Raw genomic sequence first — 12,356 nt, 5'->3', positions numbered from 1 at the left:
ACAAAACAATATATTAAAGCAGAGAAGACACCACAATCCCTGCTATCACTCCCACTATAAGGCCCAGACCAGGGACTCTACCTCTGTAGAGGTCTCTTGACCTGGGTATCAGCTCTAAACACGTTATGTACAGCATAGCGCCTCCAGCAAATCCCAAACACAGGCTTATAAAGTAAGGCGATATCTCACCCAGCAGATACCCCACCAAAGCCCCAATACCGGTTGGAACGCCGGCCATGACGGCCGATAAAAAGACCTTCCATTTGCCCATGCCCCCTATTCTCATGGGCGCAGCCATGGCAATGCCCTCAGGAACATCGTGGAAAGCAATAACCAGGCTCAATCCCAAGCCGTAGGACTCCATAGCCGTAAAACCCGAACCTATGGCCAGCCCTTCTGGGAAATTGTGAAGCGCAATACCTATGCCCAGCAATACCCCGGTCTTTATATACTGTCTTAAAAAGGCAGAATTTCTATTTCGTTTAAAATAGCTCTTCCAGGAAGTTATAGCCTCATCACAGGTTACAATCATTATCACGCCCAAGCATACACCTATTATACTTATACCAAATCCCCCTATTTCAAATGCCTCTGGCAAAAGGTCAAAACACACCACTGCCATCATTAACCCAGCAGAAAAATTGAGCAGGGTGCTCAAAAATCGCCTGCTCGGGTTGTTTAAAACAAATCCCATTAAGCCCCCCAAGCCGGTACCCACAATACCAGCTGCTGTGCCCATAATACAGCTAAACGGCAGTTTATCCAACCCAAACCATCCCCATACATTAGAGCTCTTATACCACTATATAATAATTATTCAGTGGGATGTCTGGGTATTCTTAAGCCTTTCAGTCTGCTCATTTATTATAAGCTCATTTATGACTTCATCCAGGTCTCCATCTAAAAAGCTTTCTAAGTTGTATATGGTCAATCCAATCCTATGGTCGGTGACACGCCCCTGTGGAAAATTATAGGTCCGTATCCTTTCGCTTCTGTCGCCTGTACCCACTTGGCTCTTCCTGGCCTGAGCATATTCCTGCTCTCGTTCCCTCTGAATGGCATCCAGCACTCTGGCCTTCAAAACCCTCATGGCCTTTTCCCTGTTCTTCTGCTGCGACCTTTCATCCTGGCAGGTAACCACTATACCCGTGGGCAAATGGGTTATGCGCACGGCCGAGTCAGTTGTATTAACGCTTTGGCCCCCATGCCCTGACGACCTGAATACATCGATCCTTAAATCATCGGGATTTATCTCTACTTCAACGTCTTCCGGCTCTGGAAGCACAGCCACAGTAGCAGTGGATGTGTGGATCCTCCCGCCCGACTCGGTGGTGGGAATTCTCTGCACCCGATGAACTCCGCTTTCATATTTTAATCGACTGTAAGCGCCCTTACCCTCTACCACAAATATGACCTCTTTTACCCCTCCCATATCGGTGTAATTGGCACTCATGACCTCTATCTTCCAGCCCTTGCGCTCCGCATACCTGCTGTACATCCTAAAAAGGTCTGCACCAAAAAGGGCAGCCTCTTCCCCCCCTGCTCCTGCCCGTATCTCCATCACCACGTTTTTATCGTCGTTTGGGTCTTTAGGCAAAAGCAGCAGCCTAAGCTCGTGCAGCACCTTTTCCTTTCTTTCCTCAAGGGCATCCAGCTCATCCCGAAGCATGGCCAAAGACTCACCATCTAGCTTTTCTTTTAGCATCTCACGAGCCACCGCTATGTCCTGTTCTATGGCCTTGTATTCCCTGTATTTGACCACAATATCTTCCAGGTCGGCGTGCTCTTTGACCAGCTTTTTCCATTCATTCTGTTTAGCAATTATATCTGGATCAGCAAGTGCCTTGCTCAACTCTTCGTATCTTTTTTCGATGAATTCCAGTTTCTCTAGCATATACCTTCCCCTTTTATCACGAGTTTATTTAAAAAATGAAACAAGATAATGGGATCATAGCGACGCCGAGTTTAAGCTAAATTCAACGGCGCATGGCTAAAACCACGCGCTCAATACCCGCCAAATCCTTGTGTACGGTAATATCCCCATAACATCCCGTACTTTCCAATAAAGCTTTAACCTTTTGGGACTGTCCATACCCTACTTCAACTGCTAGTAAGCCGCCAGCCTTTAACCACTCCAATCCCTCTCTGGCCAGGCGGCCGTAAAACTTTAAGCCATCATCCCCTCCATCAAGGGCAATACGCGGCTCATAATCTTTAACCTGTACCTCCAAATCCTCAATCTCCGAAGTGGGGATATACGGTGGGTTGGATACAACAACGTCGAAAGGTTGGGCATCAGGACAGCCATACAGAGGCGAAAACAGATCCCCTTCAAGAAATGTTATGCGGTTCTCAACGCCATGCCGTCGAGCGTTAAGCCTTGCCACATCCAGCGCCTCCCCCGAAATATCCACAGCGGTTACACAGGCATTGGGCAAAAAAACTGCAAGGCTTATAGCAATTGCACCACTTCCCGTGCCTACATCCAGTATACGAATACGTTCCACCCTTTTGCGCGCCCAAGCAATGACGTGTTCCACAAGTATTTCGGTATCGGCACGGGGTATCAATACCCTGTGATCAACATAAAATTCCAGCCCCATGAATTCCTGCCTGTTGGTTATATACTGAATGGGACAGCCTTCACAACGCCTGTATATTAGGTCAAAAAACTCCTGCGCCTGAGTACCATCCAGTCTCCAGTCCCTTGTAAGGTACAGGTCATGCCTCTGGCACTTCAGCATGTGGGCCATCAAAATCTCTGCCTCCAACCTGGCTGCCGGGATATCACAGCACTCTAAAATTTTTTGCCCCTTCCTCAACACCTCCATCCCTTTCAGCTGCATCTTAAGCCTCCTTGCCGCTCAGCCCTGCAGCTTCCACAAAAGCCCTTATGGCAACTTCCAGCTGGGCATCATCAGGTTCCCGTGTAGTCAGTTTTTGCAGCATCAATCCTGGGAACATTACCAATCTTACGCCCGGCCAGCTGGTCCTCCCCGCCCATTTTATTATTTCGTATGAGACACCGGCCACCAAAGGCAACAACAGTATCTTTATGAGGATGCGAACCATCACGTTATCCCAGCTCAATGCCGAAAAGGCTACTATACCTACCACCATCACCACCAGCAAAAAGGCCGTACCACACCTGGGATGCAGCGTGCTGTATTTCCTAACATTTTCTATAGATAGCTCCTCGCCGTGTTCATAGCAGTGAATAGTCTTGTGCTCTGCCCCATGATACTGGAAAACCCGATGGATATCTTTGATTCGGGCTACCAACACAATATACCCGATAAATATGATAAGACGCATTAAGCCCTCGATCAATCCTAGCGCAACACGGCTGTTCACCCATCCCTTCAGTAACCCCGTCAGCATGGCGGGAACCACAACAAACAGAACTATAGCCAGTCCGACAGCCAGCAACAGCGCAAACCAGGACATCACATCTTCCACCTTTTTGCCGGTCTTCTCAGCCACAAACTTTTCAAACCTGGATGGTCGATAATCTTCCATAGCGCTTGGATCTCCATACATCTCGGCAGAAGCCATAAGGGACTTTATGCCCACAACCAGCGTCTCAACAAAAGTTACAATTCCCCTTATAATCGGCAATTTAAAGATTGGATGCCTATCCTTCAGGGAAGACAGCTGTTGGCTGTGCACCACAATCTCTCCATCATACCGCCTTACAGCCACAGCCACACGTGAAGGAGCGCGCATCATCACCCCTTCCAGTACCGCTTGCCCCCCTATATCACACTTCCTCATATATTAACACCCCTTAAACAAACAAAAATGCAGACCAGGGTATAACCCCAATCTGCACTTTCATGTGGAATTCATACCTGGTCGCTATCAAGACCATACCTCTTCTTAAACCTTTCCACACGTCCTCCTGTATCTACTAGCTTTTGCTTCCCGGTAAAGAAAGGATGGCATTTAGAGCATATCTCAACCCTGATCTCCTTTTTGGTAGAGCCGGTAACAAATGTCTCACCACACGCACACCTTACTACGGCCTCTCCATACTCGGGATGTATACCTTTCTTCATCACTGTCACCTCTTTCGTTGATAATTACAACCCTTTTATAACTACTACAGTATAGCATATCGAGAACATGGATTTCAAGACTTTTTCAGCCTCAAACACTAGCTTTGCCCTCATTTTACGTCTTCCACTGAGGCAAAATCCTGGCCTTTTGCAAAGCCTTTATAATGGTTACGATGATGGGGCCTAAAAACAGCCCTACGATTCCAAAAAGCTGCAACCCTACATATATCGAGATAAGGGTAACGAGGGGATGTAGGCCCAGGCTTTGCCCCACCACTTTGGGTTCTAAAAACTGACGGACTATCAATATTACTATATAAAGCGCTATAAAGCCAAAAGCCTTCGAAACGTTGCCCAACATCAGGTTAATGGCTGCAGCAGGGATAAGGATGGTACCGGTGCCCAACACCGGCAGAGCATCCACCATTGCTGTTATAAGGGCAAATGAAAAGACATACTTTACACCAATTAAGGTATAACCTATCAAGAGTTCAATGAAGGTAACGGAAATGAGGACAGTCTGGGCTTTCATAAAGCCCACCAGCGCAGCAAACAGGTCCTCTTTGACCGTACGGACCTTGCTTCTCCACCCCTCGGGCATTTGGTTGTATATAAATCGAGAAATCTTTTCCCTGTCTCTGCTCATGAAAAAGGAGGCCACCAGCGATATCACTATAAATAGAAACATTTGAGGCAAAAATTTCACCATATTGAGTAGATAATTCAACAAGCTTTGTAAAAACGCTGATATGCTCCCCACAAGAGAGCCCAGGCTGTCCCTTATGGTTCTTTCAAGCTCGGCAGGCAGGCTCAAATACAAGGTCTGTATCCTGCCCAGCAATACATCTATATACTCTTTAACCACTTGAGTACTGGGTATCTCCCTTGTTAAACGCCATATCTCATTGATCAGTTCTGCAAAAATGAGTACTACAATTCCACCTGTAATCAGGGTAAAAAGTAGGAGAACTAAGCCCACCGCCGCTCCCCGGCGTAACTTGACCTTGACTGTCAAAAACCTGATCGGACGTTCAATGATAAAGGTTATAAACATGGCTACTACAAAGGGAGCAACATACGGTAAAACTTTGATGAGTAGAAAGAATATCAGCAGTAAAACCAGCGCTATCCATGCTACGCCTTTTAAATACTTCCTATGTCGTGGACTTATATTTATCATGATTTACCCATACCCCACCACTATTTTATCGATAGCTGTAATAGCTGTCGCGCTCGACAAAATATCCATCTCTCTCCATCTTTTCAAAGTGCTCAAGCATTAAATCTATAAACTCTTCATTGGAATTGGTACGCAGCAGGTCATTGATTATAATTTCGATTACCCTGTCTGGCCGCCCTTCGCTTAAATTCTTGCGTATGGCCCATACGCACTCCAGTTCCCTCTGGCTGAGCAACAGCTCTTCCCTTCGCGTACCCGACTTGAAGATGTCAATAGCCGGGAAGATTCTCTTTTCAGAAAGCTTTCTATCCAAATGGATTTCCATGTTGCCCGTACCTTTAAATTCTTCATATATCACTTCATCCATACGGCTGCCCGTGTCTATCAAGGCAGTAGCAATAATGGTTAAGCTGCCGCCCTCTTCAATATTGCGTGCTGCGCCAAAGAACCTCTTGGGTTTATGAAGGGCCGCTGAGTCAATACCGCCTGATAATATCTTACCGGTTGCCGGAACGGTGAGGTTATAAGCACGAGCCAGGCGAGTAAGGCTATCCAGCAGTATTACCACATCCCTGCCGTGCTCCACCAGCCTTTGAGCACGTTCCAAAACCATCTCGGCCACTTTTGTATGATGCTCAGGCAGCTCATCAAAAGTGGAATACACCACGTCTCCTTTTATAGACCTCTGCATATCGGTAACCTCTTCAGGCCGTTCATCTATAAGCAATACTATGAGATATATGTCAGGGTAATTGGTTGCAATGCTATCGGCAATCTTTTTGAGCAGGGTAGTTTTTCCTGCTTTCGGAGGTGATACGATCAATCCCCTCTGCCCCTTTCCTATAGGGGCTATAAGGTCAATAAGCCGCGTAGCCAGCTCTTTGGGATTCTTGGGATTCTCCAATGTTATGCGCTCATTGGGGAATATGGGCGTCAGCTCATCAAAAGGCTTTCTCTGAGTGGCTTTTTCAGGGTTTTCGCCGTTAACTGCGGTCACATAGAGAAGCGCTTGAAATTTTTCGCCCTCTTTTGCAGGACGGGTCTTGCCTTCTACCAGGTCCCCGGTTTTAAGATTAAAACGTCGTATCTGCGATTGGGAAACATATACGTCTTTACTACCCGGCATATAGTTCTCGGCACGTAGGAATCCATAACCATCCGGCAGCACTTCCAATACGCCCTTAGCATCACCGCACTCACCTGTGCTAAGCAGAATGGGCACAGCAGGGTTGGAAGTGTTAAAGTATTTACGGGCATAGGCAACCTGTCTTTCATACTCCTCCCTATCTGTAATAATTCTTTCCAGCAGGTCCTCCTTTTTACGCGCCGCAACAGCTTTATCCCTTTCTTCCTGCTGCTCTGGTTGTTCTTCTATTTGGTATCGTTCACCATCCTGTACCTGTCGTTCTTCGGATTGACGTACGTCTTCAGCCTGTGCCTGCTGTTCCTCAGGTATAGGCTTTTCCTGAGGCTTGACCCCTTCTTGTTCTAATTGTCTCTCCTCAAGCTGCTCAGCCTTTTGAACCTGCACTTCCTCTTGGTCCTGCTTTACCATATGCACATGTCGTTGCTCTAAATCTTCCCGCTTTTCATCTACACCTTTTTGTGCCTGCTGCTCCACCTGATCAAGCAAGTGCAGCTGCTGAGCAGCTTCTTCACCCTTTGTATCCTCTCGCTGTATTAACTCTACTTTCTTTTTTCTGGGCCGTCCCCTTCTAGTAGGCTTAGGCTGAGCAGTTTCCTGCTGCAGCTGAATAGCCGGCTCTTTCTGCACCGTCTGCTGTTCCGTCTGTTGCTCGACCAGCCTTTCTTCCTTCTCCTGTTGCACGATTTCACTACCCTGTTCTTCCTGCTCAAGCTGGGCAATTTGCCACTCTTTTTGCACAGTTTGATCCTGCTCAGTTTCCTGCTGCGTCATCTGCTGAGCATTCTCATCGAAAGGTTGAACCTCTCCCCTTAGGAGAAGTCCGCCCCGTTCTCCCTGCTTTTGGGCAAGCCACTCCCTCTGCTGCTCCTCAGCTATTTCCCTTAGCCTTGTCTTTATACGCTCAATGAGTTCAGCCTTTTTATATCTGGTAACACCTTTTACCCCTATTTCCTTGCCAAATTCCCTAAGCTCAAATATGTTGTTGTTTTCCAAATTATTTAAATCAAATCTACTTAAATCCAAAGTCCTTTCTCCTCGCTTTCTGTGTGGAATTTTTATTTGCTGTATTTTTAGTAGTAGTTGGATTTATACAAGCACAGGAATATCATGAACACGGGGATGCTTTTTCAAATGCCGACGGGAATACGTTTTTTTCACTTCCATATTATTTCCAGCTTCTCGTCTTTCATACAGCCATACCCTAACATCTAGAAATAGTATAAAAACGCTCGTATAAGGCACAGCTTTTCAACATAATACAACTATATTTACCACACTACCTTTTAACCCAAAACACCTTTTATTATAAACACTACAAAAGCAAATTGGACAAAACTTAAGCTTTTGTGTAAAGTTAAACTTTCCCATCTGAGAAAGTAGATTTGAAAGGCAGCCAAGGGTACCCACAAATATGGTATTATGAACAGTTTAGAGATATCATAATCTAAAACACTTAAGCTGTCAACAAAAAAATTCACAAAAAAACCCCACTTAAAATTAGCAGGGTTCCACAAAAATTAAGTCCCTTATTATTTCTTGCAATTTCTATATCTCAAAGCAGCCCCTACAAAATCCCTAAATAGAGGATGTGGCCTATTAGGACGAGACTTAAATTCAGGATGATACTGAACACCCACAAACCAAGGATGACCAACCAATTCCACCGCTTCCACCAGACGATTGTCCGGCGAAATACCTGAAACAATAAGTCCGTGAGATGAAAGTATATCTCTAAAGCTGTTATTGTATTCATACCTATGCCGATGTCGCTCCTCTACAACCTCCTGTCCATAAGCCTTTCTAAGCAACGTATTGTCCAAAGTCTTGCACGGATATCTTCCCAATCGCATGGTCCCACCTTTTAGGTACACTTTTTCCTGCTCCGGCATAAGGTGTATCACAGGATAGGGGGTATTGGGATCAAATTCAGTACTATTAGCACCGGCAAGCCCCACCACATTTCGTGCAAATTCAACTACTGCCAGCTGCATACCCAAACATATCCCAAAATAAGGAATTTTGTTTTCCCTGGCATACCTGCTGGCGTACATCTTACCTTCTATGCCTCGATCCCCAAAGCCTCCCGGCACCAATATTCCATCTACATCCGACAACAGGGTGTTCACGTTATTTTGGTCTACTTGCTCAGAATGAATCCACTTTATATTCACTTCGGTATCATGATAAAGACCCCCGTGCGAGAGTGCCTCCACTACACTGAGATACGCATCATGAAGCTCCACATATTTGCCTACAAGCCCGATGACAACCTTGTTTTTTAAATTTTTCATGCGCCTTACCATTTCACACCATTCATCCAAATCAGCTTGTCCACAGTTGAGCTTCAACCTTTCAATCACCAGGTCATCCAGTCCCTCTTTTTTGAGCAGCAAGGGTACCTCATATAAATTATCGGCATCCAGGTTTTGTACCACCTGCCTAGCTTCAACGTTGCAAAACAGTCCTATCTTTTCCTTAAGTTCCCGGCTGAGTGGCTTTTCAGACCTGCACACTATTACATCAGGCTGTATACCTATGCTGCGTAGCTCTTTAACGCTGTGCTGAGTAGGTTTGGTCTTGAGTTCTCCTGCCTTACCCAGATATGGGACCAGAGTAACATGTATATACATGCAATTGTCTGCCCCTACTTCCCACTTGATTTGACGGATGGCCTCCAAAAAAGGTAGGCTCTCAATATCTCCCACCGTACCACCAATCTCAGTGATTACCACATCCACATTTGACTCCTGCGCTACGCGGAAAATCCTATCCTTTATCTCGTTAGTCACATGGGGAATCACCTGAACTGTGCCTCCAAGGTAATCCCCTCGACGTTCCTTGTTAATGACTGACCAGTAAATCTTTCCAGCAGTCACGTTGTTATTCTTACTTAAATTCTCATCTATAAACCGTTCGTAATGCCCCAGGTCTAAATCGGTCTCGGCACCATCTTCAGTGACAAAAACTTCCCCGTGTTGATATGGACTCATCGTACCCGGGTCAACATTAATATAGGGGTCGAATTTCTGGATGGAAACCCTCAACCCCCTGCTTTTCAACAACCTTCCTAAAGACGCAGCGGTTATCCCTTTCCCGAGAGAAGACACCACCCCTCCGGTGATGAATATGAATTTAGCCACTGTATCCCCCTCCGAAACATGCTTCAGCAAATTTCTACAACCATCAATTTTATACAGCTTTAAATCTCATTGTCAAGGAATTTTTAGTGGGATTTGTACTCCAGTACCAAGACACGGGTCTCCTTGCTGTCCACATCCTCCTTTTTAACTTCCAATGTATGGCTGTTAAGGTAATTGCCCCCTCCCATGACCTCAAGGAATTTATCCACGCCATCAATAGGGAAATGAACCTTATCGGTCTTATAATGCATAGGAATCACTATGGAAGGCTTTAAGGACGATACCACGTTAGCCGCTGTACTTGCACCGATGGTATAGGTTCCACCCACAGGAATGAGCAGCACGTCCACTTTTCCTATTTGCTCAACCTGGTCATTCGAAAGGGCATGTCCTAAATCTCCCAAATGGCATACCTTTATTCCATCTATGTACAATACATATATTATGTTTATACCCCTTTTGCTACCACCCTGGTCATCGTGATAGCTCTTTACTCCCTTAATGGATATATCCTTTATGTAAAAATTCCCTATCTTGTCCACTACCTCTGGATTACCCCGTATTCCCTGCACATAATTATGGTCAAAATGCTGATGGCTCACTGTGACAACATCAGCCTGTTCATTGGGAAGCCTATATCCTACGGTTTCATCAAACGGGTCAGTAATTACAACCACTCCAGAGTCTGAAACCAATTTAAAACAGGCATGTCCAAACCAAGTTATTTTCATAATCCTCTTCCTCCTTTTTTTAATAGTTTTCAATATCCACCTTGCCAGCATATTCTATTTCCCTGTTTAAAAAACGGCTGCCTATTTGTTTAAATCGTTGGCTAAAATCACTTAAATAATAGAGATATTCGGGCTCTTGACCGCTTTTATTGAGCATATCCCTCTGTTCCAAAATCCGCTTAACTTCAAGAGCCGTCCCTATCGCAGGATTAACCAATATTACATCAGGGCCCATGACCTTTGAGATGGTATCCATAAGCAAAGGATAATGGGTACATCCTAGTATAAGTGTGTCGGCACCCCACTCCTTCAAAGGCCCAAGATATCTCTCGGCAGTTAAATAAGCTATAGGCGTGTCACTCCACCCTTCTTCCACTATAGGTACAAACAAAGAACAGGCTATGCTGCGAGTCTGTATATGTGAATCCAAACTAGCAATCGCCCGCGCATATGAGCCGCTTTGTACTGTAGCCTCAGTACCTATTATGCCCACCCTGCCATTGCGCGTAGCTTTAACAGCAGCTGCCGCGCCGGGTTTAACAACCCCTATTATAGGGATATCAAAAACCTCTCTTACGGCATCAAGAGCCATTGAGCTTGCTGTATTACAAGCAATTACCACTACCTTTATGTTCTGAGTAAGGAGAAACCGTATACACTGCATGGAATACTTAATAATGGTCTCCCTCGAACGGGTGCCATATGGGAGGCGCGCCGTATCGCCAAAGTATATAATATTTTCGTAAGGAAGCTGAGCCATCAACTCTTTCATCACCGTCAAGCCGCCCAGTCCTGAATCAAATACTCCTATAGGCCTTAAATCCACCGCCCAATCTCCCTTCATTGAGGATGCTTTTCCTTAAACCGATCCATAGCAAGCTCTATTAAGCGATCTATGAGCCTGGAATACGGCACACCCGTTGCTTCCCACAATTTAGGATACATGCTTATTCTGGTGAAGCCAGGTATAGTATTGACCTCGTTTATAAACACCTGCAAGGTATCCTTTTCAACAAAGAAATCTACCCTGGCCATTCCGCTACAATCCAACGCTTTGTATGCCTTTATGGCCAACTGCCGTATCTCCTGGGTTTTTTCCTGCGGCAGGTCAGCCGGTATAATGAGGCGCGACTTCCCATCATCAAAGTATTTTGCGTTGTAATCGTAAAATTCATTGCACGGGATGATTTCTCCCAATACCGATGCCTGAGGGTCATTGTTACCCAACACAGCGCATTCAATCTCCCTGCAGTTTATAAACGCTTCCACCACAATCTTTCGATCATACCGCCCCGCCTCTTTCAATCCATCAATAAGCTCTTGCCTGTCATGCGCTTTTGTAATTCCCACGCTGGAACCCATATTGGATGGCTTTACAAAACAGGGGTAACCCAATTTCGATTCAATGGCTTCTATCACATCCTGCAGCTTTTGTTCAAACTCTTGCCTTAGCACAACCAGATACTTACCTTGAGGCAAGCCAAAGCTATCAAAAACCGCCTTTGCCATAGCTTTATCCATGGCCACTGAAGAAGCCACCACATCACATCCCACGTAAGGGATGTTAGCCAGCTCCAGCAGACCCTGTATAGTCCCATCCTCGGCATGAGGCCCATGCATTATTGGAAAAACCACATCCACTTTGTATATTTTAGAAGGGTTAGCCACAAGAAAAAAGCCCTTGAATGAAGGATCTCCGGGAAACACTATGGGCTGCGCCCCAGCTTCCCATTTTCCGTTTTGTATGTCCTCCACATCTCCCTCAAACAGGAGCCATTTGCCTGTTTTAGTAATGCCTATAAAGTATATATCATACTTGTCACGATCCATGTTTTTTACCACTGAAGTACACGACATGAGGGAAACCTCGTGTTCACCCGATTGACCACCAAACAGTATAGCTACCTTCAACTTTTCAGACATATTCCCTTCCTCCTCAACCCCATCTGACCATAGCTATATTCTACTATGCAAGCGCCAATTATTCAACGTTTAAGCAACATTTTTCTTACAATAATGGTATGGTACCTTTTAAAAGATTATGCCCAAAAGGTTAAGCGGAGGCGTATGGCCTCCGCTTAACCTTTTACTCATTATATG

Annotated in this window: 11 protein-coding genes; all 11 read right to left on the bottom strand. The window is 45.4% G+C overall.

The genetic code is table 11. The features are described from left to right. Positions 1 to 13: 13 nt before the first annotated feature. The 11 genes from JOD02_RS06280 to JOD02_RS06230 all read right to left on the bottom strand — a co-directional run bounded on the left by JOD02_RS06280 (position 14) and on the right by JOD02_RS06230 (position 12,179). Positions 14 to 739, bottom strand: coding sequence for a ZIP family metal transporter (locus JOD02_RS06280; protein ID WP_204488473.1), 726 nt, complete (start codon positions 737 to 739; stop codon positions 14 to 16). Positions 740 to 817: 78 nt separating this feature from the next. Continuing rightward, positions 818 to 1,894: a peptide chain release factor 1 gene (prfA, locus tag JOD02_RS06275; RefSeq protein WP_204488011.1), complete on the bottom strand. Its 1,077-nt coding sequence runs from the start codon at positions 1,892 to 1,894 to the stop codon at positions 818 to 820. Positions 1,895 to 1,976: 82 nt separating this feature from the next. After that, complete coding sequence (gene prmC, locus JOD02_RS06270; protein WP_204488009.1) at positions 1,977 to 2,846, bottom strand: peptide chain release factor N(5)-glutamine methyltransferase; 870 nt, start codon at positions 2,844 to 2,846, stop codon at positions 1,977 to 1,979. A gap of 1 nt (position 2,847) precedes the next feature. Next, entirely contained in the window at positions 2,848 to 3,774 is a 927-nt protein-coding gene (locus JOD02_RS06265) for a DUF1385 domain-containing protein (RefSeq protein WP_204488008.1), read from the bottom strand. A 71-nt stretch (positions 3,775 to 3,845) separates the two neighbouring features. After that, positions 3,846 to 4,058 (bottom strand): 50S ribosomal protein L31, encoded by a 213-nt coding sequence (rpmE, locus tag JOD02_RS06260; RefSeq protein WP_204488006.1) that lies wholly within the window; start codon positions 4,056 to 4,058, stop codon positions 3,846 to 3,848. 115 nt (positions 4,059 to 4,173) lie between these two features. Continuing rightward, on the bottom strand, positions 4,174 to 5,238 hold the full coding sequence (ytvI, locus tag JOD02_RS06255; protein WP_204488004.1) for a sporulation integral membrane protein YtvI: 1,065 nt from the start codon (positions 5,236 to 5,238) through the stop codon (positions 4,174 to 4,176). A 25-nt stretch (positions 5,239 to 5,263) separates the two neighbouring features. Then, positions 5,264 to 7,408, bottom strand: coding sequence for a transcription termination factor Rho (gene rho, locus JOD02_RS06250; protein WP_243426382.1), 2,145 nt, complete (start codon positions 7,406 to 7,408; stop codon positions 5,264 to 5,266). A 506-nt stretch (positions 7,409 to 7,914) separates the two neighbouring features. Further along, complete coding sequence (locus tag JOD02_RS06245) at positions 7,915 to 9,525, bottom strand: CTP synthase (RefSeq protein ID WP_204488002.1); 1,611 nt, start codon at positions 9,523 to 9,525, stop codon at positions 7,915 to 7,917. 83 nt (positions 9,526 to 9,608) lie between these two features. After that, on the bottom strand, positions 9,609 to 10,256 hold the full coding sequence (locus tag JOD02_RS06240) for an MBL fold metallo-hydrolase (RefSeq protein ID WP_204488001.1): 648 nt from the start codon (positions 10,254 to 10,256) through the stop codon (positions 9,609 to 9,611). 19 nt (positions 10,257 to 10,275) lie between these two features. After that, complete coding sequence (gene murI, locus JOD02_RS06235) at positions 10,276 to 11,082, bottom strand: glutamate racemase (protein ID WP_204487999.1); 807 nt, start codon at positions 11,080 to 11,082, stop codon at positions 10,276 to 10,278. A gap of 14 nt (positions 11,083 to 11,096) precedes the next feature. After that, complete coding sequence (locus JOD02_RS06230) at positions 11,097 to 12,179, bottom strand: D-alanine--D-alanine ligase family protein (RefSeq protein WP_204487997.1); 1,083 nt, start codon at positions 12,177 to 12,179, stop codon at positions 11,097 to 11,099. Between the last annotated feature and the right edge of the window lie 177 nt (positions 12,180 to 12,356).

Origin of the sequence: Caldicoprobacter guelmensis (genome assembly GCF_016908415.1) — a bacterium.
Taxonomy (GTDB): Bacteria; Bacillota; Clostridia; order Caldicoprobacterales; family Caldicoprobacteraceae; genus Caldicoprobacter; species Caldicoprobacter guelmensis.
Note: the sequence above shows the minus strand (reverse complement) of the source record. Positions and strands in the feature narration are given on the sequence as shown.